The sequence below is a fragment of the Lysinibacillus sp. NPDC086135 genome (genome assembly GCF_044746345.1).
Lineage (GTDB): Bacteria > Bacillota > Bacilli > Bacillales_A > Planococcaceae > Lysinibacillus.
This window is the reverse complement of sequence record NZ_JBIVCA010000003.1, coordinates 315,975-341,927: the sequence shown is the minus strand read 5'-3', so window position 1 is coordinate 341,927 and position 25,953 is coordinate 315,975. Positions and strand designations below refer to the sequence as shown.

The window sequence follows — 25,953 nt, the reverse complement described above, 5'->3', positions numbered from 1 at the left end:
CGTGACTCCTCCATACAATTGGGAATATTCACCTCTTGAACTAACGCTATTTCTATGTACCTTATACATTCACATACAGCCAGCTATTGCATCTCGTTAGTAAAAAATTTCTTTCCATTATCCTCTAATGAAAAAAATTTTTGATTTAAAATATCCATTTAAAAAATGTATAAACTCCAACCAATGCAAAAATAAATATTAAAATTATGATTGAAAGACAACCAAAAATAATCCAGTTATGTTCACCCTCTATTGAAGCATCTGGTTCCTCTACTAATTTTTCTTTTACTTTATTGATAGATAAAAGTGCTGGGTCTAAATCCAGTCCTTTTAAAAGTTCAATATCACCTTTATACTTTAAAGCTCTTGCTATATTATTAATGTCATTTCCCATAGAGCTTTCAAATTCAATACACGCATGTACCATTTTTGGAGTCTTATTCTTTTCTAAATACCAGTATCGACCAGCCATTGCAGGATATTTTAACTCAAAATAAATGTCTCCCAACTTTTTACGGAGTTCTAATTCATTAGGAAAGGTTGCTATTAACCCGTGTAATCTATCCCTTGCTTTCCCTAAATCATCATTTAATATCCTCTTCTATTCGTTTTAAAGTCTTTGAAATTTTCTTTTCAATAAAAAACACCCTCTTATGTCCTAATTCTTTACTCTTATTATTTTTCGATAGTATACTGCATGGTTAGTAAAAAACGTCTCCACTTGTTGGCGAAACGTTCCCACTCTAATTTCTTTCCTTAGAATACTTGGCCTATCAAATCTTAACAATGTATGGCCTTATTATATATATGTAATTTTTTCCTCATCAACTAAACTGTAAAATTTTTCACAAGATAACCATCGATATTAACATAAATATCCAAATCAGGTGCAATTACTGAGCAAGAAGTAAAAGGGTGATACATATTATATATGACTAATATGTATCACCCTTTATATTTTATGATTTTTACAATTTAAGTCTTGATAATGCGTTCGAGGTTTAATCGACCATTATTTAAATTCTAACTCTCCATCATAAGCAAGCATGCCGCCTTCAAGGTTTGTTACGTCAAAGCCTTGAGCTTCTAGGTATGCACAAGCATTTGCTGAACGACCGCCTGCCTTGCAAACGATAATGTATGGCTTAGTAGCATCTAATTCACCTAAACGCTCTGGGATTGTCCCAAGAGCAATGTGCTGCGCACCGGGAATCATGCCTTGTGCTACTTCATCATCTTCACGAACATCAATAATGTATAGATCTTCGTTCGCATCTAATAGTCCTAATATTTCTGTTGTTTCCATAGTTTTCATCTGTGTAGTCCTCCAATATGTCGATTTCCTCTTACATTATAGCCTGTGGGCAAAAAAACAGCTAGTGTCATGAACACTAACTGTTTTACTCTCATGTTTCTATTCTTCTGTTTCTAAAAAATCTACTTGCTTTGCTGGAACAAATGTAGAAATAGCGTGTTTGTAAATAAGATGTTGCTTGCTTTCAGCATCTAGTAATAAAACTGTAAAATTATCATAGGATTTCACAGTTCCTTTTAACTGAAATCCGTTTAACAAAAACACAGTTACAAAAACATTATTTTTACGTAGATGGTTTAAGAATGTATCTTGCAAGTTAATTGATTTCATCAAATATGCCTCCCTATGCTCTCTTTCTACCTCTTCATTCCTATAGTAGCATGTTCTACCAATTTAGCAATTAGTAATTTTTAGGAATTAATTAAAGTTTTCGCCATTATTAACAAAATATACATCCATTTTGTTGCGGAAGTATGTTAGCTGTCTTTTCGCATAGCGGCGAGAATTTTGCTTTAAGCTGTCAATGGCTTCTTCTAAAGAACATCTTCCATCAAGGAAATCATATAGTTCTTTGTAGCCGATTGCTTGGATTGACTGTACACCTCGTATATTTTGCTGCCATAGGCCTTTTACTTCTTCTAAAAGTCCTTTTTCCATCATTATATCAACACGGCGGTTAATACGATCATAGAGCACCTCACGTGACATATTTTGCCCAAGCCCTATTATCACATGATTGTAAAGTGGGACTTCTCCACGATTTTGTGCTTCGGATGCCTTTGAAACGCCACTAAGCTCAATCATCTCTAACGCACGTATAACACGGCGAGTATTATTTGGATGAATCGTCTCTGCTGTTTGTGGATCAAGTTTTTTAAGCTTAGCATGCATTGCCTCTGGACCTAATTTCTCCAGTTCTGCATAATAGGCTTTTCGTGCCACCTCATCTACCTGCTCCTCTGTAAATTGAAAATCATAGAGTACTGCCTGCACATATAAACCTGAGCCCCCTACAATAATCGGTAGCTTACCGCACGCTTGAATTTCTGCAATTTTAGCTCGCACTAATTTTTGATAGTCTGCTACTGAAAAAGACTCTGTTGGCTCTTTGAAGCTTAGTAAATGATGGGGTACACCCTCCATCTCTTCCTCCGTAATTTTCGCTGTCCCAATATCTAATCCTCGATAGATTTGCATGGAGTCACCGTTGATGATTTCGCCATTATATTTTTTTGCTAACTCAATGCTTAGTGCCGTTTTCCCAGAAGCAGTTGGCCCTACGATTGCTACGACCTCTGCCTGCTGTAGTTTATCTTGTATCATATTTTTCTAACCACCGTAATAAAACTTGATAGACTGCCTCTTGATTGTCCTCGTTTAGGATTTCATGGCGCTTATCCTCAAATAAGTAAACCGTGACATCCTGTATGCCCGCTTCTGCCAATTGTTGTGCTACAACGTAAACACCTTGGCTTTGTTCTCCGACCGGATCCTTACTACCACTTATTAATAATATAGGTAAGTCTTTTTTTGTTTTTGCTATCTCTTTTTTACGATTTAACGACATAAAACCTGTTGTTAAATCTACAAAAAATTGGTTTGTTGGAATAAAGCCGCAATACGGATCATCTATATATTTTTGTACCTCGTCTTCCGCTGAACATAACCAGTCATACGCAGTCTTCGAATTCGGGAACTGTTTATTAAAACTACCAAAGCTCAGCTTATTTAATAACTTGCTCTCCGTATCTTTACCAAGTTGTTTGGCCAATATTTTTGCTACTAAATTTCCCATCGTATGCAATGTTGTAACGTTTCCTGTTCCACAAAGAATGACATTATCCACTTGATCGCTGTACAATTGAATATATCTTCTAGTAATGAATGATCCCATACTATGACCAAATAAAATCAAAGGTGCATCTGTAAATTGTTCATGCAATATTGTTACTACTTCATGTACATCCTCCACGACGCGATCGAACCCATTTTCTTCAGCGAAAAAACCTAGTGTGCCATTATAGGCTGCTGTTTCTCCATGCCCTCGATGATCATGCATTGTCACTGCATATCCAGCTTCATTTAGGCTATTTGCAAATTTAACATAACGTCCACTATGCTCCGCCATACCATGTAAAATATGAATATGACCAATACATGGCTTCGATGGCTTTAATGTCCGAGTAAACAAAAAATGGCCATCTGACATTTCAATATAACGCATTGCCTACACTCCTTCCTCCGCAAAATTTGTTGCATCTACAATAGCTTGCTCTAGTTGTGCGACATAAGTATTTCTTTGTGACTCTGTATAGTTAAAATGTTGTTGCATAACTTGAATGACCTGCTGTTTATAACGTTTTACCGCATCAATATCGAAGTATAATAAGCCTGTTCGACGGATAAAGAAATCACTTGGTGTGTACACCATTTCCGCTTCTATACCATAAAGTAGTATGGCATGTAAGGCTAAGGGCATCGAACTTCCATGTTCATGCAAATATTTCACCTGGTTATATAATGCATCAACATTCGTGCCATATTTTTGTACAAGCTGTTTTGCTTCATCATAATTTAGACCATACTGAACGCCCTCTTTAGCTTTATAAGTACAATAATCAGTGAAATTAATGGCATTAATGCCTTTTGCACCAGAAAGTGATAACTCGCGTGTTACACATGGACTTGCATGCTTATATTTATGTGTTTTCACAATTTTATCAACGATTGTCTCTGCCATTTGACGGTAGCCCGTTAGTTTGCCACCCGCAATCGTCATTAGTCCACTCGGAGCCGTCCATATCTCATCTTTGCGTGAAATTTCCGATGGATCCTTGCCTTTTTCAAAAATAAGTGGACGCACACCTGCCCATGACGATTCAATCGTATCTCTTGAAATATTTGCCGTTGGAAAGACGGTTTTTGCAGCAGCGATTAAATAATCAACATCCTCTTGGGTAGCGACGGGATGTACAGGGTCTCCCTCGTAAACTGTATCTGTTGTCCCTACATAGGCTTTACCATCACGTGGAATAGCAAAGGCCATACGCCCATCCACTATATCAAAGTAGACTGCTTGTCGTAATGGAAAATCCTTTTGATCAAGGACAATATGGACTCCTTTTGTGAGACGTAATTGCTTTTTGTCTGCTACTTTATCTTTTTGGCGAACCTCGTCCACCCAAGGTCCAGTTGCATTAACAATTTGCGCAGCATGTACTTCAATCGTTTTCCCTGTAACATGATCCTTCACTTGTGCCCCAACAAGCTTTTTCTTCTCATATAAAAATTCTGTCATCTCCGCATAATTTAGACAAAGCGCCCCATATTCAACAGCTTTTTTCAGCACTTCAATTGTCAGACGGGCATCATCTGTACGATATTCTACGTAGTAGCCACCACCAATAAGCTCATCTCGATTGAGTAAAGGCTCTAGCGCTGCCGTTTCCTGAGCGTTTAACATTGTTCTACGTTCATGCTTTTTAACACCTGCTAATCGATCATATACCTTCAGTGCCATTGATGTTGTAAATGGTCCAAGAGAGCCCTTCTTATATAATGGTAGTAGCATCTTTTCAGGTGTTGTCACGTGGACAGCATTGTCATATACAATTTCACGCTCACGCCCAACCTCAGCTACTACACCTACTTCAAGTTGCTTTAAATAACGAAGTCCACCATGAATAAGCTTTGTTGAACGGCTTGATGTGCCAGCAGAAAAATCCTGCTTCTCAATCAAAGCGACTGATAGCCCTCTAGATGCTGCATCAAGTGCAATGCCAGCACCAGTAATGCCGCCACCAATGACTAAAACGTCAAAGCTATATTGCTCTAAAAACTGCATAATTTTAGGACGATGTTCAAATGAAAACATAACTTTTTCCCCCATTAGCTATAATTTAAAAATACGTGTAACCTCTACTGCGTATGCCAGCCTGTATAACTAGCAATAACTTTAAACATAGAAATTCTAATATCATTTGTATAGCTCATCACCATAACGTGTGGTTGATTTCCGTTCCGACTGTGCGCTTTCCTGGGGGCGTCCGATGAGCCGCTTCGCTTCGCTGCAGGGTCTCGGGCCAACAGGATGTTGGTCACGAAGGCGTTATCACAGGACGTGATGCTTTTAGCCTTCGTTCCTCTATATCGCTAATCCCCAAGGAGTCGCCCAGTCTCCACTCCAATCAACTTATATAAATGGCATACATTTTAACAAATGTGAACTGTTGTTCTAGGCGTTACATCTACATTACCCGTTTAAACATTTTTTCCACTTCATACGTTGTAAAATGTATCAACACTGGACGTCCGTGTGGACAAGTAAATGGATTGTCGGCATTGCGTAAATCTAGCAGTAACGTATCCATTTGCTCTTTCGTTAAATAATGATTGGCCTTTATCGACTTTTTGCAGCTCATCATAATCGCTGCCGCCTCACGTAATTTTTTGACGTCCGCCTTTTTAGTTGTCAGTACCTGTTCAATTAAGTTCTCAATAATTTCTTGTTCTTCTCCCTTAGGGAACCAGCTAGGATGCTCCCTCACTACAAATGAAGCCTGTCCAAATTCCTCTAAAAATACGCCAACAGCTTCTAACTCCTGACTATTTTCTCTTAGTATAAGAGCTTCGTCAGCAGCATAATGGAAGGTCAATGGAAGCAATAAAGCTTGACGCTCATTTGGGTTCACCTGACCGACCTTTTCACGGAAAAATTCATATTTAATACGCTCCTGAGCAGCATGCTGATCAATTAAATAAAAGCCATCCTCCATTTGTGCAACAATATACGTGCCGTGAATTTGCCCTACCACCTCAAGCGCAGGGAATGGTTCTTTAGCAGGATCATCCTCTAGTATTTCCACTAGCTCCTCTAGCTTCACTTCTTCAGGAGGATTCTCCATCACTGCTGTCGGTTGCCAGCTATCTTCAATGGCAGTAGGAACGGATTCAGGTTGTGGCACTATAGGATCTATTGTGTTCGATTCCTGCACTGTTTGCACATCATAAAGTTTTTCTACAATAGCATTCATTTTCTCCACATTAAGCTTTGGTGCTGGTTTCCAAATATTTAACTGCTCCGTCGCAGGCTTTACCACTTTTTCCTTCTTTTCCATTAGCGGTACCCGAATAACATTGCGGATTTTCTCTCGTATTGTTTCTTCAATTAGCTTAAGAAGCTCAGGCTCCTTACTTAAACGTATTTGGTGTTTGGCAGGATGAACATTGACATCCGTTAAATAAGGGTCACCCTCTATATAGAGCGCGACAATCGGAAAACGTTCAATTGGCAAATACGTATGATAGGCGTCGACAATCGCTTTTTGTACCAAATAATGCTTCACCCAGCGACCATTTACAAACAAAGACATATAGTTTTTCGAAGCTCGAGTCACCTCAGGTAGTGATACGAAGCCAGAAATTTTATAATCATGTGATTCTCCATTGAATGACACCATTTTTTTCGCATTATGCACACCGTAAATGGCAGCTAATACTTGTTGTACGTCACCTCGTCCATTTGTTTGTAACAACTGCTGACCGTTATGCAATAATCTAAACGCAATTTGTGGATTTCCGAGTGCAAGACGGTTCATCAGATCAATTGTATGCCCAAGTTCGGTCTGTATTGTTTTCATATATTTTAATCGAGCAGGTGTATTGAAAAATAGCTGTGCCACTGTAATATCTGTTCCCTTGCGCAAAGGGCCAGGTTTATGTGTAGCAATATGCCCACCCTCAAGCTCTAAATACGTTCCTGATTCACCATTAGATGTAATAAGCGTCATTTTTGACACCGATGCAATGGAAGCTAAGGCCTCACCACGGAACCCGAGGGTACGAATACGAAATAAATCGTGTTCTTGATGAATTTTACTAGTCGCATGGCGAGAGAATGATATTAATGCATCCTCTTCATCCATACCACTACCATTATCAATTAGTTGAATTGAAGTGAGGCCCGCTTCTAGTAAAAAAACATCAATGGACGTACTTCCTGCATCAATGGCATTTTCAACAAGCTCTTTAACTACAGAGGCCGGTCTCTCAACTACTTCCCCTGCCGCGATTTTATTGGACAGCCACTCGTCCATAATTTGTATTTTTCCCATAGCGTATCACTCCTTTACTTTTTTGCGTTTACTAGTTGCTGCTGTAATTCGTATAAAATATTCATCGCTTGCATTGGTGAAGTGCCCAGAATATTTACTTTTTCTAGGTTTTTAAGCACTTCTGACTCTGCCGGAGAGATTGGTTCTCCCTCCGTAAATAGTGACATTTGCACTGGCTTTTCAATAACTTCCTGTACCACGGCTACTTTGTTTTCAGCTTCGTTTCCGGCCTCGAAGTTTTCAAGCAATACTTGTGCTCTTGTTAAAATTTCCTCTGGCAATTGTGCAAGCTGTGCTACATGAATTCCGTAAGATTTATCGGCAGCACCCTTTTTCACCTTATGCAAAAAGACAACCGTGCCATTTTTTTCAGTAGCAGATACGTGTACATTTTGCAGTCGAGGAAGCTCCTTTTCGAGTGCCGTTAATTCATGATAGTGAGTTGAAAACAGTGTATTTGCCCCAATTTTGTCATGGATGTATTCCATCATAGATTGGGCAAGGCTCATACCATCATAAGTAGAGGTCCCACGACCAATTTCATCAAACAGCATTAAACTATTTTTTGTAGCATGCGTAATGGCATGCTGAGATTCTAGCATCTCCACCATAAATGTTGATTGTCCCGCAGCTAAATCATCCGCTGCACCGATGCGTGTAAAGATCTGATCTGTAATTGGTAATCTAGCTTTTTCAGCAGGCACATAACAGCCCATTTGCGCCATGACAACAATTAGTGCAACTTGACGCATATACGTACTTTTACCGGACATATTCGGACCTGTAATAAGCATCATATTGTTATTTTCCTCAAGTACACAATCGTTTGGTACATACATTTGCTTATTAAGCATCTTTTCAACAACCGGATGGCGTCCTTCAATAATTTCTAGCGAACGTCCGCCATGAAACTCCGGCTTCGTAAAACGATATTTCTCTGAAACACTTGCGAAGCTTAATAGCACATCTAGCTCACTAATGCTCGCTGCTAACGCTTGGACACGTGGAATAAACGCCTTCAATTCATCACGTATTTTCACAAATAAGTTATACTCTAACGTTAAACTCTCTTCCTCAGCATTTAAAATTAATGCTTCTTTTTCTTTAAGCTCTTGTGTAATATAACGCTCGGCATTGGCCAAAGTTTGCTTACGTTCATAACGTGTTAAATCTGCTAAATGGATATTAGACTTCGTAATTTCAATATAGTAGCCGAAAATTCGATTGTAGCCGATTTTTAAGTTTTTAATGCCCGTTTTCGTCCGTTCCTCTTGCTCTAGCTGTGCAATCCAATCCTTCCCATTACGAGAAGCATAGCGTAATTCATCTAAGCGTGCATCATAGTCATCGCGAATGACGTCACCCTCTTTAATTGTAATTGGTGGATTGTCTGTAATAGCACGCGCTAATAGTGCCTCTACATCTGCACACGTATCAAGCGCCGCGCCTAGCTTTTGCAATGTTTCTTTATCGGTATCAAGTAATTGCTGCTGAATGGCAGGTACTTGACGCAATGAATCACGTAGCTGCGCTAAATCTCGTCCACCAACATTACCAAAAGCTACACGTCCAGCTAAACGCTCTAAATCATATACTTGTTTTAAAGAGGCTTGTAGCTCTGTTCTTACAAAGTATTCCTCTAATAAATCAGTGACGTATGCTAGTCTTTCTTCAATGGCAGCGCGTGAAGCAAGAGGTTGGTGTAACCATTGCTTTAACTTGCGTCCCCCCATTGCTGTCACTGTATCATCTAACAACCATAAAAGTGTGCCCTTTTGATCGCCACCGCGAATAGATTGAATAAGCTCTAAATTACGCTTAGAGCTAGAGTCAATACGTAAATAATTTTTCATTTCATTGTAAGTAAATGCTTGAATATGTGATAATGAACGCATTTGTGTTTTATCGATATAAGCGAGCAAACGAAGGCAAGCAATTTGTAAATCATTTGGCACCGCATCTAAATAATGTGCGGCTTTAGCCATTGTCATTTCATCTGTTCCAATAGAAAGGACGATACCCGCGTTTACTGCATGCTCTGCTAATAGAAGCTGCAAACTTTCCGTTACAATTAATTCACGAATACCGTATGCCTGCATTTGCAATAAAAGTGCCTTACCGTCGCCCTCAATCGAGGAGGCTACTGCTTCACCTGTAGATAAATCTAAATAAGCGTAGCCAAATGTCATATCGTCAAATTGCTCCGCAGCACCAATAAAATGATTGGTTTTACCATCAAGCGACTTACCTTCCATGATCGTTCCTGGTGTAATAAGCTGAACAACTTCACGTTTTACTACACCCTTTGCTTGCTTCGGATCTTCTGTTTGCTCACAAACAGCAACCTTATAGCCCTTTTGCACAAGAGTTTCAATATAATTTTTTGCCGAATGATGTGGAACGCCACACATTGGAATACGCTCTTTTGCACCCGCATCTCGGCTCGTTAATGTAATTTCTAAAAGTTGAGAGGCATTAATAGCGTCCTCAAAAAACATCTCGTAAAAGTCGCCTAATCTAAAAAATAAAAAGGCATCCTTGTAATCTTCCTTTACCTGCAAATACTGTTGCATCATTGGTGTATATGTTGTCATTTTAAAAATTCCCTCGCTCTAACCATTTAGATATTTTTATTATAACAAAAGATACATGCGAAACGCTTAATTCACCTTTTTTTAAGATGCTAGCGCTTCGCATGTATAGAATGTTTAGTATTATCTTTGTCTTTCATCAGGAAACGATGAGGACTCTAAAACATACCTGCCTTCTTCACTGGAGCTAGACGATGAGCTGGAACTGGAGCTAGATGAAGACGATGAGGAGCTCTCATCAAAACTCCATTCCTCTTCGAAATCTAGTGGATGTACACTAATGCAAATCGTCGTTTCTCCCATTACCTCTACAACTACTTCACGTTCTACTACGATTTCAAACTTCGTACCACATGGAGAGATAATTGCCTCTATGCAGTTTGGCTCTTGAATAACACGTACACGAACATCATCACCAGCACTCACTTCGCCTTCTCTAAAAGAAAGCTTCACTTTGTCTTTATAGTGTACCGTTTCAGAAAACACTGCTGTTTTCGAATGACTACTATAGGCATACCATACATTGACATCAAATTTCCCCGATACTTCTACAAATTTACCGACTTTTTTCGCGGAGCAAGTATGATTGATAACCCAGCAACCGAGAATACTCGTCGGTTTATTCGATGGACTTAATGTTACACGGTCTTCCGTTCTTTTCTTCCCTTTGGCAACTACTGCTCTCGTCACGATTTGTCGTAAACGTTTCAGCGCAATTCCTCCTTTGATTCTTTTCACTCCATCATATGCAGGTAGCGCCTATTGGGTGAACATATATTTTTATAGAATCGAATTACTGACTTTTTCATACTATGTTGTCTGAAATGCGCTAATTTCCAAGAGTATTATGCAATTATGCCTCGGCATAATTGCCGCTGTCGCTTTGCTTTCGTTTCAAAGAACATTTGCAACGCGTCCGGAATCGGCTTTGTACTTAGTCCTGCATCAGGGTCTACACAATGTCGGTCATTTCGGTAATACCAATGAACGTGGCGTTCTTAAACTGAGTTCCTCTATTTCAGAAGATGTCTTTTGTCCCGAAAGCGTACTACAGGTACGGATGTTTGGACACCCACTGAAAGAAGTTAAACATATAAAAATAGCCCGAATGCTTGCATTCGAGCTATTACTTTTATTATTTTTATGAGCAGCTGCCTGGTGTTGTATTGGCTACGTATGAGCCAGTTTCTCCACGAAGTAAATCTCCATCAGTTGAGCGAACAATCTCATTTGTAACATTGTTAGCAATTGTGTTTGAAACTAATTGCAATAAATCATTTACATCAATTTGAGATTCTTTAAATTGTTGAACCACTGGGATTGAGTTGATTTCTTCTTCAATTTTTTCGATTTTATCTTCAATTAATTTAAGCGCTTTTTCTTTTCCTAAGTGTTGGAAGTTAACAGCTTGCTTCTGTAGGCTTTTTAGGCTGGCAATACGCTCACGTACAAATTGATTTTCATTAATTTGTGCTTCGGCTTTTTTGAAAAATTCAACTTCTTGCGTATTGGCAATCATATGCGCAATTTCGTGTGACTTCTTGATTAAATCATCTTTTGTATATAATACTTGTGACATTTACGCTTCCACCTTTTCATTTTTTACTACTTCTACGAATTCACCACTTAGTGAATAAGAAGTAGCCTCAACTATTTTTACCTTCACTAATTGACCAATTAAATCTGCTGGCGCTTTAAAGTTTACAAGACGATTTTTACGCGTATAGCCAGCTAATACATCTTCGCGTTTTTTACTTGTACCTTCGACTAAGACTTCTACTAATTCACCCTTCAAGCCCTCTAATGCTTTTCGAGAGTATTCCCCTACAACTTCATTTAATCGTAGAAGACGTTCTTTTTTCACTTCTTCAGGTACATTATCCACCATTTTTGCAGCAGGTGTACCCTCGCGAGGAGAATAAATATAAGTAAAGGCCATTTCAAAGCCTACTTCACGGTACAAGGATAATGTTTCCTCAAATTGCTCCTCTGTTTCATTAGGATAGCCTACGATAATATCAGTCGTTAGTGTTACTTCCGGAATAGCCGCTTTAATTTTCGCTACTAATCCAAGGAAATGCTCACGTGTATACTTACGCGCCATAATTTTTAGCACATCATTTGAACCAGATTGTACTGGTAAATGAATATGTTCAACTAAGTTACCACGTTTTGCAAGAACTTCGATTAAATGATCATCGAAGTCACGTGGATGACTCGTTGTAAAACGAATGCGTGGAATATCAATTTTTCGTAATTCATCCATTAAATCACCAAGTCGATATTCAATATCCTCAAAATCCTTGCCGTAAGCGTTGACATTTTGCCCTAGTAGCATAATTTCTTTATAGCCAGCAGCCGCTAATTCACGAACTTCAGCAATGATTTCGTCTGGACGGCGACTACGCTCCTTACCACGTGTATAAGGTACAATACAATACGTACAGAATTTATCACAGCCGTACATAATATTTACCCAAGCTTTGATGGAGCCAAGACGTTTTTTCGGCAGATTCTCAATAACATCGCCTTCTTTGGACCAAACCTCAATGACCATTTCCTTAGACATATATGCTTCTTTTAAAATGTTCGGTAAACGGTGAATATTATGTGTACCAAACACCATATCGACATGTGGATAACTTCTTAAAATTTTATTTACAACGGATTCTTCCTGTGACATACAGCCACAAACCCCAATAAGCATCTCTGGATTTTTACGTTTATATTTTAGTAGGAAGCCCAGTTCTCCAAATACTTTGTTTTCTGCATTTTCACGGATAGCACACGTATTCAGTAGCACCACATCAGCTTCATCAATCACATCTGTAGGCGTATAACCTAGCTGCATAAAAATCCCAGCCATCACTTCCGTATCATGCTCGTTCATTTGGCAGCCATACGTACGAATATAAAAAGTACGCCCCGTACCCATACCTGCAAACTCTTTTGCAATGTTAAAGTCCTTATGGTACTTAACTTCTTCTTTCCCACGTTTTTTAGCATCTTTTAATGAAGGTGCCGTAAAGACCGTTTCAAAATATTTACTATAATCCTTTTCAGGCTTGTCTTCTTTTTTTGGTTGATTGACTTGTTGATTTGCTAAGCGTTGTTCTTCATTCATTGCAATCAGGTAACTCCTTTCAAACGAATTCCATACATTTGAATTCCCATTTTACTATTATACTGAATAATTGCAACATCCTACAAGGTTTGCGAACTAAATGTCGCGGTTTAGACTTAATTACACTTTGGTTAGATGAATATTTTTGTTGGGTTGAGGGGGACTGCCAGTTTTATGGGGCTTTCTTTCAGTTTATTGGTTCTATCCGTCGCTTTGTCGGGGCTATCCATCACTTTGATGGTTCTATCCACGACTTTGGCTGTTCTATCCACGACTTTGGCTGCTCTATCCATCATTTCGACAGTTCTATCCACGATTTTGACGGTTCTTTCCGTCGCTTTGACTGCTCTATCCACGACTTTAACTGTTCTATCCACGATTTTGACGGTTCTATCCACGATTTTTGCTTTTCTATTCTTCACTTTGATCTTTCCATCCTTCACTTCGCTGAAGCCCATTCACCACTCTTCCTAAAAATAAAAAATCACCGAAGATATCCATCAACGGCGACGTTTATTATAGTTCTATATATTGTTTTTGGCGTTGGTCAAATCCAATAATTGTTTGAACGCCATAGCTTTTTAGTAAAGCTGTATTCGCAAATGTGTATTTACCTAAATCGTCTGGGAAATGCGCATCTGAGGAAACTGTAAAGGCTACTCCATGTTCAATTAAAATTTGCAAGAAACGTGGTCCTGGGCACATTTCCTTTACTGGATAGCGATAAAATAAACCGGCATTTATTTCAGTGGCAGTTTGTGTGGTCACAAGTGCCTTTGCAATTCTTTCATACCAAGAGTCAAGAAAAGCCGTGTCCTTCACTTGATAATCGAACACTTTAAAGTTGTCTAAATGCGCCACAAAGTCAAACATATTCGAGAAGATCATTTTTTCTACTGTAGCAAAAAAACGTGCAAAGTTTTCCTGTAAGGCTGCTGCGTCCATGCTCTCAAATATGTATTGGGTTTGAGGATTATCAAAGCCCCAGCCATCCATAAAATGGACAGATCCGATGACATAATCCCACGGATAACCTTCTAATAATGATGCTAATTCTTCTTCACCGCCGACAAAATAGTCTGCCTCGATGCCAAGCTTTAAGGAAATACCATGACGACTCCATTTTTCCTTTGCTCGATTAATAGTTGACACAAAATCATCCATGCTTTCCGTCATCACACGATCAAGCCAGTAACGCTGAGCTATACCAACTTCATTGTCATCTAATTGCATATAACGTTCAAAGTATGCTCGCGTCTCCTTGAAACGATAGAGATGGTCGACAACCCCAACCTCGCGCAAACCAAGCTGCTTTGCTTGCTGTAAATATAAATCTAACCATTCCTCACTATAGCAACCATTGTGTAAACGCTTTGATAACTGTTGCATTTGTAGCTCTATAAATGCTTTAGAACCTTTTGTTGCTCCTCCATCTTCATTAAAAAATCTAATTGCCCGAGAAGTACGCTCTAGCCAACGAAATGAATATGGCCCCTCCTCTAAATGTACATGATAATCAATCATCCGATTTCCCTCCATTGCATACCGTCCACTTTTCCTCATACGCATGCCACTCTAATGGGCAAGCTATATCACAAAAAATTTCTGAGCACTGCTCTATGTGACAAATTTGATAAAAGGACTTACCATTTATTTTAGATGCATCCGATAATAAAAAGTTCATCTTGCTACGATCAAGCATTTTTTTAGAAATTAATGATTCATCCAAATCATAATCGTACACGATACCATCACTTATACCACCACACGAAATAAATGCCTTATCAAAATTCATATTTCCTAATAATTCTAATGTCATAGCTCCTGTTACTGAGGATTGTCTTGGATTTGTCATTCCACCGAGTAATATGACCTTTCCAGTCATTCGTCGCTCCTCTATCGCCAAATTAAATTGTACAGCTGCAGCGATAGAGTTGGTTACGACAGTTATATCGTCGACTGCCAATAAAAAATCTGCAATATGCACCGTCGTTGTACCTGTATCAACCGCAATTGTATCCCCGCCACATATACGACTAGCTGCTAAGCGAGCTATATTACGCTTTGCCCCTTTTTGCATTTGAAGCTTACGCAAAAATGCTGGTTCATTTCTAACGTTCGTATACTTTACTGCTCCGCCGTGTACTCTCGTTAATAAATGCTGTTGCTCCAGCTCATCAAAATCTCTACGAATCGTTTCTGGTGCTACTTGTAATTCATCTGCAATATTGGCAACGACAATTTTCCCATCAGCCTCTAACTGTTTTAAAATAAATTCAAAACGTTCAATTTTTGCATATGTCATGATAATGCAATCACATCTTCCCTCGCTATATAGCACACATATTGCTTACCAAGCTCAAACGAATGCCCTCGTTGGTGTAGCTGTTCCATCGTAAAGAGACATTCACCCTCTAACGTTGTCCGAATAACATTGCCACTCATTAATGACTGCTTCGCCTCTCCAGTCAGACAAACATCCCCCTGTCTCTGATCGAGATGTATGGCTTCTGGTCGAATCGCAAATTTTGAGTATTCTTTTGGCAATGCCTCGCCAATCATTTTCTCAAGGGCTTGACGCGTAAAAACATTGTAATGTCCGATAAAATTAGCGATAAATTCACTTTCAGGGCTTGTATAAATCGCAGTAGGTGTTCCACTTTGTGCAATCATCCCATTATTCATCACAAATATTTTGTCAGAAACAGCCATTGCTTCCTCTTGATCATGCGTAACTAAAATCATCGTTATACCTAGCTTTTGTTGAATAGCTCGTAAGTCTGCTTGAAGTTTCTTACGAATTTGGGCATCTAACGCACTGAGCGGTTCATCTAATAGCAATACTTTTGGACGTACAATTAATGCTCGAGCAAGGGCAACACGCTGCTGCTGACCTCCAGATAATTCTTTCGGATATGCATGCGCTTTTTCACTTAAATGCACGATTTCAAGTATTTCTTGAACACGTTGATCCACTTCAGCAGTATTTACTTTTTGCATACGTAAACCGAAAGCTACATTTTCTTTCACCGTCATATTTGGAAATAGTGCATAAGATTGAAACACCATACCAACTTGGCGATCCTTTGGTTGAACACTATTCATATCCTTGTCTTCTATGTTAATTTTTCCCGCAGATGCATTTGTTAAGCCTGCCAAAATACGAAGGATTGTACTCTTACCACAGCCACTCGGACCTAAAAGAGTTATAAATTCACCTTTTTCAATCTTCATATTTATATTTGATAAAACCGTCGTTGATCCATATTTTTTATGAAGTCCTTCAATCACAATATAACTCATAGATTTGTAGCACCTTTCGATCGTTTCGTTAATGTTGCAATAGCGTACGTTAATAAGCCCATAAGAACGATATAAATAAAGACAACTGCACTAGCAATATGTCCACTTGTACTAAGCTTCTTCATTAAATAAATTTGCACCGTCTCAAAGCGAGTACCAACCACTAGATTAATCAGTACAAATTCTCCAAAAAGTACGGAAAACGATAATAATGCACCAGCAAATAAGCCTGGGTAAACAGTAGGTAATAATATTTTAGTAAATGCCTGCAATTTTGATGCTCCCAGTAATTGCGCTGCGTCTAAAAGCTGTCGTGCATCAACATTCTGCAAACTATTGCGTGTCCCCTGATAAATGTATGGTAGGATACCGATAACATATGCCCCTAATACTACTAAAATCATCGGCACACCAAATTTGCTATAAACACGAATGAGCCCGACTGCTAAAATAATTCCCGGGAATGAATACACCATCACAACAGCCATCTGTATCCATTTTTCGTATTTTGGAAAATACAACACGATCACAAAAATAGCCGGTACGATAACGAGCAATGCAATCATGACAGCCCCACTAGACAATAAAACCGAACGTCCAAATGCCTGTATAAATTCTGCATCCTGAAATAATGTCGCAAGCCATTTCAATGTTAATCCTTCTGGCAAAATGGTCTTATTCCAATTCGTCGCAAAGGCATAAAGCATTGTTGCAACAACTGGCAACACTAAATACACCACTAACAGGAGGAAAAATAAATCAGCAAAGCCTCTTTTTTTCATTATAACTTCCTCCTTGTTTTTGAAATGCTCCACTCACTTAATAGCATTGCCGTCACCATCGTTACTGCTAGTATTACTGCAATAGCACTTGCCAGCTCTGGTTGTGCAAAAATATCTCCCTTAATAAGAGAACCAATACGAATGGCTACTAAATTGTAATTACTGCTAGTTAGTGCATAGGCAGAGGCATACGCTCCCATTGCATTGGCAAACAATACGCTAAATGTTCCAACAATCCCAGGAAGCATAACAGGGATCCCAATCTTCATCCAAAACTGCCATGTAGAAGCTCCAAGTAATGCTGCTGCGTCCTTCCATTGTTGCTGAATCCCATCATAAATTGGGTATAAAAGCATTAAGGCTAATGGTAGCTGAAAATAAATATAAATCAGTAACAAGCCACCCCAGCTATAAAGAGAAAATGATGAAAATGTGTCAATACCCCATTTATCGAATAGCAATGTAAAGAGCCCGCTATTGCCAAGTAATACAATAAAGGCAAAAGCTAACGGAATACCTGAAAAATTTGATGTTAAATTTGTTAGTATTAATATTTTTTCACGCACTGGCTCAGAAAATCTCATAAGCGCATAAACAGCAAATAGGGTAACAATTAAGGCAATGACTGCCGAAATAACAGACAGTGTAATACTATTTGTAAAGCCTTGTAAAATGTAATCGTTCGTTAGTACAGTTTGATATTGTGCGAATGTAAAACCATCACTATTTTGAAAGCTTGTGATGAGCATATACAGTAACGGTACTAAGAAAAATAACAAGACAAGTACTAGAAAAGGAGAAAGCCAGGCAACTGTTTGCCGCTTCGAAATCAAAACAATCACTTCTTTCAATATTTAATAGCAGTTCATGTTGATTTAATCATTTTTATTAATTAGAAGGCTCATCACCATAACGGGGGTTGATTTCCTTTCCGACAGGGCGCATTGTTGCTGGCGCTTCGCTTTCGCACAGAAAAAACATTGTTGCTGGCGCTTCGCTTTCGCACAGAAAACATCCGCTTCAGAATCTCGGGCCAACACGATGTTGGACACGAAGGCGTTATCACAGGACGTGATAGTTTTAGCCTTCGTTCCCCTATCGCTGATCCCCAAGGAGTCACCCTGTCTTCACTTCAATCAACTAACACATAAATATTTTGAAAATGTCATCCCAACTTTTGATGATGGACTAATAGAATTTCCCTGCTGGAAGCTTCCCAAACACGCCCAATTAATATTGATGATTAAACCTTTTTTAATGAATGCATCCCTTCTAATAACAGAGGAACCATTTCATCAGAAGGTTCGATATTCAATAAATGACAGCATAACGGAGCAATTTGTAACTGTGATACAATCTCATCCTTAATGCCTGCTTTAACGTGATTCGAAATAACAAACATTGGTACATGACGATCCTCAGCTGTTGTACCTCCATGATTTCCATCACTCGTCATCCCATGATCTGCTGTCACGATCACTTCATAGCCCTGCGCAAGACATTTTGGGATAAATACAGATAATAATGCATCAACTGCTAAAATACGATTTCGATATTGCGCCGAGTCAGCTGTAAATTTATGACCGTCATCATCTACATTCATCGGATGAATATATAAGAAATCTGGTTGCTTTTGATCCATTAGCCAAGCAGCTTCAGCAAATAAATGACTGTCTGGATAGTGATCCTCAAAGTAGAACAGTCCATTCTCAATCGGCAATTGAGTATCTAATTGTAGTCTGTCCTCCATATGCACAAATGGTGCACGATTATATAGCTCACTTACCCAATAATAGGCAGCTGCTGCTGTAGATAGACCGTTTTCTTTCGCTAAATGAAATAAACTATTTTGCGTCGATAAACGCACTGTCATATTGCTCGTTACTCCATGTACAATGGGTGGTGTCCCCGTTAAAATCGTTTCATATAAAGGCCTTGATAGTGAAGGGACCTCTGAGCAAACCTTGTAGCGTGCTGCTATTTTACGTTCAACTAAATGGTGCATAAATCCCATATGGGTACAAGCTGTATCAAAGCGAAGTGCATCTACGACAATTAAAACAACTTTATTATTTCCCATGAATTAATACCTGCTCCTGATATTGTTGTGGAATTTGCTTTGTTGTTTCTTCCCATTTCTTTTGTTCTTTTACTGGCTGTGCATTTTTGTACATTTCCGCAGGTAATAATAGCTTTTGAACATCTTGAGGTAATTGAACCTTGTCACGAATTGGACGAGCATAACCCTTCGCTAAATTTTCTTGTCCTGCATCCGATAAAATGTATTCACGAGCTAGCATTGCTGCATGAGGATTTTTGGCATATTTATTAATGATTGTTGCATAGCCTGATGTTACAGAGCCTTCTGATGGAATGACGACATCAAAACGTTTCTCATCAATTTGGTGTCGATAGCCAAGTGCATTAAAATCCCATAAGATGGCTACATCAATCTCGCCTTTTTCTAAATTCGCTACAGTTGGATCTCCTTTTAAACGCCCTTGTTTTGCTAAAGATGCAAAAAAGTCTATTCCAGGTTGAATATTCGATTCATCACCACCAAATGCAATAGCAGCTGCTAAAATAGCAAACTGTGCTTGATTCGCTGTTAAAGCATCACCAATGCTAACCGTGTAATCTCCGTTTTTAATATCCTCCCATGATTTCGGGGCATCTTTGACGTTGTTTTTATCAGTTAAAAATGAAATAGTTCCAGTATAACCCACGATCCAATGGCCATCATTATCCTTTGCCCAGTTAGGTATTTCATTCCAATAAGATGTTTTATACGGTAATGTTAAATCCTTGTCCTTGGCAATCGGTCCAAAAGCAATTCCGACGTCACCAATATCCGCAGTGGCATCATCCTTTTCCGCCTCAAACTTCGCTAGCTCCTCGGCACTCGACATGTCTGTGTCCTTATGCTTAAGGGTATATTCAGTACCAAGATCACCCCAAGTCTCTACCCAGTTAGCCCATGTATCTGGCATTCCGACAGAATTTACAGTTCCTTCTTCTTTTGCTTTTTTCGTAATCTCTTCAAGTGTCAAATCACTTTTCACTTCATTCGAACTAGATGAACCGTCGGAACAAGCTGCCAACATTGAAATTGCTAATGCTCCGATTAGACCTTTCTTCCACAACTTTTGAATTGCCATGAGTTGGAACCTCCATTTGTTTATGTTTGTTTTCATTTGCCTTACAACATTTATGTTAGGAAACAAACATTAAGCAAGTATGGAGGACATTAAAATATTCAGTAAAAATTATGAAGGAATTATGAAAATCTATAAACGATTATTAATTGAAGGGGGATTGTAAAAGTTTTAGAGGAGTAAGTAGGGATCTAGTTCTGTATGCGCACGTTTATGTAGCTTTCTAAGACGTGCACACACTCTAGATTCATTTTATAAACCAAGAAAATCTGCATATGTATGCGGCTCGTTTTCTTTTAAAATTGTTAAAAATGTAAAGGCAAGCTGTACAACTGACCACCATTTCATATTGTAGGACATCTCAAAGTGGGCAGGTGCTAATGTAAAAACATCTTGAAAAATATCAAGTGGATCGATTTTTTTATCATTTAATATCGAGAGAAAACCTAAAAACAACGTATGGTCCTTGACCTCAATCATTTTTCTATCAACAAGTGCATCAATATTTTCCGGTTGATGAAAATTACATTGTGTCGCAACATACCTTTCCAAATCCTGTGTGCGCTGTCTTTCTTCACGTTCTTTTTTCTTTGCAATAAAATCAATGACGTTATCCACGTGCATCGCCTCTTCTTTTTTTCTTTTATTGTAGCATTTTTTACAATACTATTGCCCGAACACGCTCCCTATTTTTTCCCTTTTTTCAAAAACAAAAAGAATGTTTTGACAAATTCGTCAAAATCATTCTTTCTAATGAATTTCATTAATATGCTATTGGTAAAACGTTTACCATCTATATAAGTTGATTGAAGCGGAGACTGGGCGACTCCTTGGGGTCAGATCACAGCGTCACAGATGAGACTCTGGAGCGAGCACACAAGGGAACGAAGGCTAAAACCATCACGTCCTGTGATAACGCCTTCGTGACCAACATTGTTTTATCTGTGCGAAAGCGCAGTGTAACGAAGCGTCCAGCCGGAACGGAAATCAACCCCACGTTATGGTTATGACCTTATTTTCTTCTTTAACATAACTCTATTGTGACTAATTATTGATTGGGATTGTTATGGTTACTCTTCCTCCACCAGCTAATAAATCATTGTCAATTAGCAATGTTCCAGCGTGACGCTGAACAATTGATTGGGCAATATAAAGTCCCATCCCATGGTGATCTCCTGCATTTCTGCTTGGATCTCCGCGATAAAACTGTTTGGTAGCCTCGTTTAAATCTCTCGGAGAAAATCCACAGCCGTTATCAGTAACGATAAATCGAATAACATCAGTAGCAACTTGCACAGTTAATGTTACCTTTCCATATTCAGGTGTGTGCTCTACAGCATTAGCAATGACATTTAAAATCGCACGATAGAACTGCTCTTCATCGATAAATATACGTGCAGGAAGAATTTCCTTTTGGATATCCACTTGAAGCCTTTTTTCCAACGAAAGAGCTCTCATTTGTTGTTCTACTTCTGTCATAAATGCATCCGTTTTAACATTCGTTTTTTCACGAGTTACATTTCTTTCCATTTTCGATAAATCAATCAACTCTTTCGTGAATTTTTCTATTTCCATTGTATTTTTTAAAATATAGTCATTATATTCCCTTTGTATATCATCTTGAGCCGTATCCTGCAAAAGCTCTGCATTTCCCCGAATAATTGTGAGCGGTGTTTTCAGATCATGAGCAAGAGCAGAAATTTGTTCTCTACGTGCCTGTTCAGATTCCCATTGCTGTTTTAAGGAGCTATTTAAAGCCTCTTTCATCTGCTCAAGAGAAACCGATATTTCATCTATTTCACGAATTCCTGAACGATTAATCGTAAAATCCAAATTTTGATTTTGTATTTTTTCAATCGCTTCCTGCAAGCCAAACATTTTTTTCTTTAGACTTCTTCCAAAATGGATAGCAAGGACAGTTGCATAAGCTACTATCCCTATAATAAACACTAGAAATTCTAATAGTTGCGGATTAGGTAAATATTTTCTTAAAATTTCTGAACGATACTGAGGTACTAAATAATATCGTAATATACAAATCTCATTTTCTCGCTCTATAAACGAGTAAAATTGGGAACTATTTCTAGTTTCCCTTTTTTTCATTACATCCCATGCTTTAAAAGCTTCCTTTTCTGAAAGATTCCCTGTAAGGAATTGTCCATCTTTAGAAAAGACAGCATAGTCAACAAGGTCTGGAATAATATCAGCGGTAACCGAACTACTAGACGCAATCCGATCCTTTGATAATGTAATTTGACTTTCTGCATAATTTGCTGGCAAAACAATATTGGTAGAAAAAGTAAACAAAAATATACTAAACAGTATTACGACTAACAGAATGGTGCCTAAACTTAGGAAAAGGAGATATCGTAGAAAAAAAGTATGTAGTCGAGTGCCTTTAGTGGGCTTTATTGTCTCCATTTATATCCGATCCCCCAAACAGTGTCAATGGCGTCAACATGAAAGGCATGTAGCTTTGAACGAATATTTTTAATATGCTCCGTAATAGCAGTACTGTCACTCTTCCCATCAAAGCCAAAAATAGTTTCATAAATTTTTTCTTTCGAAAATACTTGTCCTCGATTTCGAGCTAGAAATTCGCATATTGCATATTCGCTTTTTGTCAGCATTACCTTCTCTTCATTTATAAACAGCTCTTTGCCTGATAGATTGAAGTGAATATTATCTACAAAAAGGATACTACGTCTTTCTCTTTTTTCGCGTCTCAAATGCGCATTCACTCTTGCACGTAGCTCTCCAATGCCAAACGGCTTGATAATGTAATCATCAGCGCCAAGACCTAGACCATACATTAAATCTTCTTCTAATGATTTAGCCGTTAAAAAAAGGATGGGACAATCTACAGCATGACGTATTTGACCACATAGTGTAAATCCATCTATTTCGGGCATCATTACATCCAGTAAAATTAAATCGAAGGCACCAAGATCCATTTTACTTACTTCCGGCGCATCAAAGACTGCCGTTACTAAATGTTCGTCTTTTAGTAGTGCATTTTTTATCAATACTAAAATATCTTTTTCATCATCTACTGCTAATATTTTTGCCATATTTCTACCCTCATCATTTCTTCATACCCTAATTCACCGATCTTCTTCCTTCCCACTTCCAAAACCAGAAACAAGATAGGACTAATGCGCACAATGTTCCGCAAACTGAAGCAATAATACCTTCCTGTAGTCCTACTTTCACCGTTGATAGGTCTAGCCCTGACGTCTTCATTGTCCATAACGAAACAAAGTGACCACCCCAACCATAAGGTATAAATGACCAAATACCATTACCTAGTCCAGTTAGTAGTAAGGCTACTATTAGTGATCCCACAATCCCTAATCCGATTGAGGCACCTTTACCAAAATGAAGACTAACAAATAAATGTAAAATATATAAAAATACATAGCCTACAAATAAAATACATCCAGCTATGAAATAAAATTGATAACCAAAAGTATCTTCATGCAAAAGCTCAATAAAACCAGTACTAAAAATACCGACGGACAGTAATATTGCGCCAAAACTAAATAATAATAACAATAGCAACTTGCTTAAATAGGCTACTATTTTTGTTTTAGTAGTGGTTAGCATCTCCTGAAAATGCCCTGCAGTTGCTTCTTGCTCCGCTGCCATCGCACAAACTAACCCAATAATAATTGGAAATCCGCATGCTACTCCTTGAAGATAAGCCGTTACCCTAGCATTGAAACCCCATGGTGAATAAGTATAGTATGCTAAAAATATCCCTGAAATAATGATAGGTACAATTAGATGTGTGAGTAAAAAAGGCGTTCTTTTTGTTTTAAGAAGCTCTGCTCTAAGTAATCTTAACATTATCATGCACTATTTCGCCTCCCTTTTTTGGAACCATCGTGCAGTAAGGAAGCTTATTAAAGCAAACCATACTAAGGCAATTAATATACCTGGAGCTATAACCCACGTGTTTAATAATGGACTTCCTTCAGGCACTAGCAGACCATTTGGTAAAATCTCTAATGTTGGACATATTAGTCTTGCTGTAATGGCGTAAGGAACACTATACCAAAAATCCCCATTCGCAAATGCAATCATACCTGCCATATTACCGACTAAATTTATTAAAATTGCTATATAAGTTCCTAATTTTTCCGCAAGAAATAGACAGAATGGAATTTGCCATAATAACGTTAAGAAAATTACCGAGCTACCTGTAAAACTACTTGTTAAAGAATAGCTAGTGCCAAAGAGTACTCCACTAGCAGATATACTTACAAAGAAAATAAGTGTAGTTACTAACAACCAGGCGCTACATGTTAGTATTTTACCAAACCAAATCTTCTTTAGGTCAATCGGCATTGCGAGAATACTATGATATTTCAATTTAGCATCTTTTTCCACCACTAATGTGCAGCATATCGTCAGTGCACCTGGTAGGAGCAATGTATACCAAAAATTATAAGCACCACTTTGAAAAAACTTTCCTCCCATTAATAATGCAGTTAGTACTATCGCCACAATGGGTGCTAGCCAAACTAATTTAGGAATAAAAGTCTTTTTCCATTTTAATCTTTCAGCCTTCATAATTGAAATCATGTTATATGCCTGCCTTTCTATTAGCAGACACTACTTGCATAAATAATGATTCTAATTCCTGACCTTGTGGAGCAACTCCCTGATAGCCTAATTTCCCTCCTGCAATGATGCCAATTTCATCAACAACCTGCTCTACCTCTGACAGGATGTGACTAGATAAAATGACTGTAATCCCTTGCTCTGGAAAAGATCGGATTAGCTTTCGAAGCTCTTGAATGCCGATTGGATCGAGACCATTTGTCGGCTCATCAAGAATTAAAAGCTTTGGATAGTTTAATAGCGCAATAGCTATTCCAAGACGTTGTTTCATCCCTAACGAAAACTGTCCTGCTCGTTTTTTTCCTGTATTGGTCAAGTCTACGATTCTTAATACTTCGTCAATACGTGACTGTGGCAATCCGAGGGCAATCGTTCGAACCTTTAGATTTTCTGTTGCCGTTAAATTTTCATAAAGCGGTGGTGTTTCAATTAATACACCAATGTCTTTTAAATCATTGCGATTCCATTCACGTCCATTAAAAAGTATCTTTCCTGCATTCGGACGCAGCATACCCGTAATCATTTTTAACGTTGTCGATTTCCCTGCACCGTTAGGACCGAGTAAACCGTAAACAGTATTGCGAGGTATCGTTAACGACAAGTCCTCCACAATTTTTTGTCCCTTAAAGCTTTTACTAAGATTTTCTGTTTGTAAAATAATATCTTCCACTTTATAATCATCTTCCTTTCGATGATTATAGTGTAAAAAATGATTATAAGGATTTTATAAGGATAGCAAAAATTTTGAAGAAACCCTATAAAAATCAAAATTGGTTGGCAAAACGAGGGGGTTGATTTCCGTTCCGACTGAGCGCTTTCCTGGGGGCGTCCGATGAGCCGCTTCGCTTCGCTGCAGGGTCTCATCTGTGACGCTAATCCCCAAGGAGTCGCTCAGTCTCCACTCCAATCAACCACTTCACAGAGCATGTATCTACTCATTTATA

The 25,953-nt window shown here is 38.4% G+C and carries 24 protein-coding genes and 1 pseudogene; all 25 read right to left on the bottom strand.

The features are described 5' to 3' along the window. Nucleotides 1-145 precede the first annotated feature (145 nt). The 25 genes and pseudogenes from ACIPKN_RS06650 to ACIPKN_RS06530 all read right to left on the bottom strand — a co-directional run bounded on the left by ACIPKN_RS06650 (nt 146) and on the right by ACIPKN_RS06530 (nt 25,679). Nucleotides 146-638 (bottom strand): annotated as a pseudogene (locus tag ACIPKN_RS06650) (DUF6584 family protein). Nucleotides 639-1,012: 374 nt separating this feature from the next. Beyond that, the gene (locus tag ACIPKN_RS06645) at nt 1,013-1,315 is read right to left on the bottom strand and encodes a rhodanese-like domain-containing protein (protein ID WP_142507375.1); all 303 of its coding nucleotides are present in this window, start codon (nt 1,313-1,315) and stop codon (nt 1,013-1,015) included. A gap of 99 nt (nt 1,316-1,414) precedes the next feature. Beyond that, nucleotides 1,415-1,645, bottom strand: coding sequence for an RNA chaperone Hfq (hfq, locus tag ACIPKN_RS06640; protein ID WP_049668557.1), 231 nt, complete (start codon nt 1,643-1,645; stop codon nt 1,415-1,417). Nucleotides 1,646-1,732: 87 nt separating this feature from the next. Further along, a complete protein-coding gene (gene miaA, locus ACIPKN_RS06635; RefSeq protein WP_400934454.1) occupies nt 1,733-2,638 on the bottom strand; it encodes a tRNA (adenosine(37)-N6)-dimethylallyltransferase MiaA in 906 nt (301 codons plus the stop codon). Continuing rightward, entirely contained in the window at nt 2,625-3,539 is a 915-nt protein-coding gene (locus ACIPKN_RS06630) for an alpha/beta fold hydrolase (RefSeq protein ID WP_400934453.1), read from the bottom strand. The genes miaA and ACIPKN_RS06630 overlap by 14 nt, the downstream gene beginning before the upstream one ends. A 3-nt stretch (nt 3,540-3,542) precedes the next feature. Beyond that, entirely contained in the window at nt 3,543-5,189 is a 1,647-nt protein-coding gene (locus ACIPKN_RS06625; protein WP_400934452.1) for a glycerol-3-phosphate dehydrogenase/oxidase, read from the bottom strand. Nucleotides 5,190-5,562: 373 nt separating this feature from the next. After that, the gene (mutL, locus tag ACIPKN_RS06620; RefSeq protein WP_400934451.1) at nt 5,563-7,428 is read right to left on the bottom strand and encodes a DNA mismatch repair endonuclease MutL; all 1,866 of its coding nucleotides are present in this window, start codon (nt 7,426-7,428) and stop codon (nt 5,563-5,565) included. Nucleotides 7,429-7,442: 14 nt separating this feature from the next. Then, nucleotides 7,443-10,022 (bottom strand): DNA mismatch repair protein MutS, encoded by a 2,580-nt coding sequence (gene mutS / locus ACIPKN_RS06615; protein WP_400934450.1) that lies wholly within the window; start codon nt 10,020-10,022, stop codon nt 7,443-7,445. Nucleotides 10,023-10,142: 120 nt separating this feature from the next. After that, entirely contained in the window at nt 10,143-10,757 is a 615-nt protein-coding gene (gene cotE / locus ACIPKN_RS06610) for an outer spore coat protein CotE (protein ID WP_400934449.1), read from the bottom strand. A 403-nt stretch (nt 10,758-11,160) separates the two neighbouring features. Further along, complete coding sequence (locus tag ACIPKN_RS06605) at nt 11,161-11,598, bottom strand: YlbF/YmcA family competence regulator (RefSeq protein ID WP_142507381.1); 438 nt, start codon at nt 11,596-11,598, stop codon at nt 11,161-11,163. Continuing rightward, on the bottom strand, nt 11,599-13,143 hold the full coding sequence (gene miaB, locus ACIPKN_RS06600; protein ID WP_400934447.1) for a tRNA (N6-isopentenyl adenosine(37)-C2)-methylthiotransferase MiaB: 1,545 nt from the start codon (nt 13,141-13,143) through the stop codon (nt 11,599-11,601). A 131-nt stretch (nt 13,144-13,274) separates the two neighbouring features. Beyond that, nucleotides 13,275-13,601, bottom strand: a complete 327-nt coding sequence (locus ACIPKN_RS06595) for a hypothetical protein (protein ID WP_400934445.1) — start codon at nt 13,599-13,601, stop codon at nt 13,275-13,277. Nucleotides 13,602-13,659: 58 nt separating this feature from the next. Then, entirely contained in the window at nt 13,660-14,667 is a 1,008-nt protein-coding gene (locus ACIPKN_RS06590) for a histidinol phosphate phosphatase domain-containing protein (protein ID WP_400934444.1), read from the bottom strand. Further along, the gene (locus tag ACIPKN_RS06585; RefSeq protein WP_400934442.1) at nt 14,660-15,448 is read right to left on the bottom strand and encodes a DeoR/GlpR family DNA-binding transcription regulator; all 789 of its coding nucleotides are present in this window, start codon (nt 15,446-15,448) and stop codon (nt 14,660-14,662) included. Before ACIPKN_RS06585 ends, ACIPKN_RS06590 begins: the two co-directional genes overlap by 8 nt. Next, nucleotides 15,445-16,446, bottom strand: coding sequence for an ABC transporter ATP-binding protein (locus tag ACIPKN_RS06580; RefSeq protein WP_400934440.1), 1,002 nt, complete (start codon nt 16,444-16,446; stop codon nt 15,445-15,447). The genes ACIPKN_RS06585 and ACIPKN_RS06580 overlap by 4 nt, the downstream gene beginning before the upstream one ends. Further along, nucleotides 16,443-17,228: an ABC transporter permease gene (locus ACIPKN_RS06575; RefSeq protein ID WP_400934438.1), complete on the bottom strand. Its 786-nt coding sequence runs from the start codon at nt 17,226-17,228 to the stop codon at nt 16,443-16,445. Before ACIPKN_RS06575 ends, ACIPKN_RS06580 begins: the two co-directional genes overlap by 4 nt. Beyond that, nucleotides 17,228-18,070, bottom strand: a complete 843-nt coding sequence (locus ACIPKN_RS06570) for an ABC transporter permease (RefSeq protein ID WP_400934521.1) — start codon at nt 18,068-18,070, stop codon at nt 17,228-17,230. Before ACIPKN_RS06570 ends, ACIPKN_RS06575 begins: the two co-directional genes overlap by 1 nt. A 401-nt stretch (nt 18,071-18,471) precedes the next feature. After that, on the bottom strand, nt 18,472-19,308 hold the full coding sequence (locus tag ACIPKN_RS06565; RefSeq protein WP_400934436.1) for an alkaline phosphatase family protein: 837 nt from the start codon (nt 19,306-19,308) through the stop codon (nt 18,472-18,474). Beyond that, entirely contained in the window at nt 19,298-20,386 is a 1,089-nt protein-coding gene (locus tag ACIPKN_RS06560) for an ABC transporter substrate-binding protein (RefSeq protein WP_400934434.1), read from the bottom strand. The genes ACIPKN_RS06565 and ACIPKN_RS06560 overlap by 11 nt, the downstream gene beginning before the upstream one ends. A 249-nt stretch (nt 20,387-20,635) precedes the next feature. Then, complete coding sequence (locus tag ACIPKN_RS06555; RefSeq protein WP_400934433.1) at nt 20,636-21,007, bottom strand: 2-oxoglutarate ferredoxin oxidoreductase subunit beta; 372 nt, start codon at nt 21,005-21,007, stop codon at nt 20,636-20,638. A gap of 420 nt (nt 21,008-21,427) precedes the next feature. Next, nucleotides 21,428-22,690 carry a sensor histidine kinase gene (locus tag ACIPKN_RS06550; RefSeq protein ID WP_400934431.1) on the bottom strand — a complete coding sequence of 421 codons (1,263 nt, stop codon included), beginning with the start codon at nt 22,688-22,690 and terminating at the stop codon, nt 21,428-21,430. Nucleotides 22,691-22,791: 101 nt separating this feature from the next. Beyond that, a complete protein-coding gene (locus tag ACIPKN_RS06545; protein WP_400934429.1) occupies nt 22,792-23,454 on the bottom strand; it encodes a response regulator transcription factor in 663 nt (220 codons plus the stop codon). Nucleotides 23,455-23,482: 28 nt separating this feature from the next. Continuing rightward, nucleotides 23,483-24,238 (bottom strand): lantibiotic immunity ABC transporter MutG family permease subunit, encoded by a 756-nt coding sequence (locus ACIPKN_RS06540; RefSeq protein ID WP_400934428.1) that lies wholly within the window; start codon nt 24,236-24,238, stop codon nt 23,483-23,485. 3 nt (nt 24,239-24,241) lie between these two features. After that, a complete protein-coding gene (locus tag ACIPKN_RS06535; protein ID WP_400934426.1) occupies nt 24,242-24,970 on the bottom strand; it encodes a lantibiotic immunity ABC transporter MutE/EpiE family permease subunit in 729 nt (242 codons plus the stop codon). 1 nt (nt 24,971) lies between these two features. Next, nucleotides 24,972-25,679 carry a lantibiotic protection ABC transporter ATP-binding protein gene (locus ACIPKN_RS06530; protein WP_400934424.1) on the bottom strand — a complete coding sequence of 236 codons (708 nt, stop codon included), beginning with the start codon at nt 25,677-25,679 and terminating at the stop codon, nt 24,972-24,974. Between the last annotated feature and the right edge of the window lie 274 nt (nt 25,680-25,953).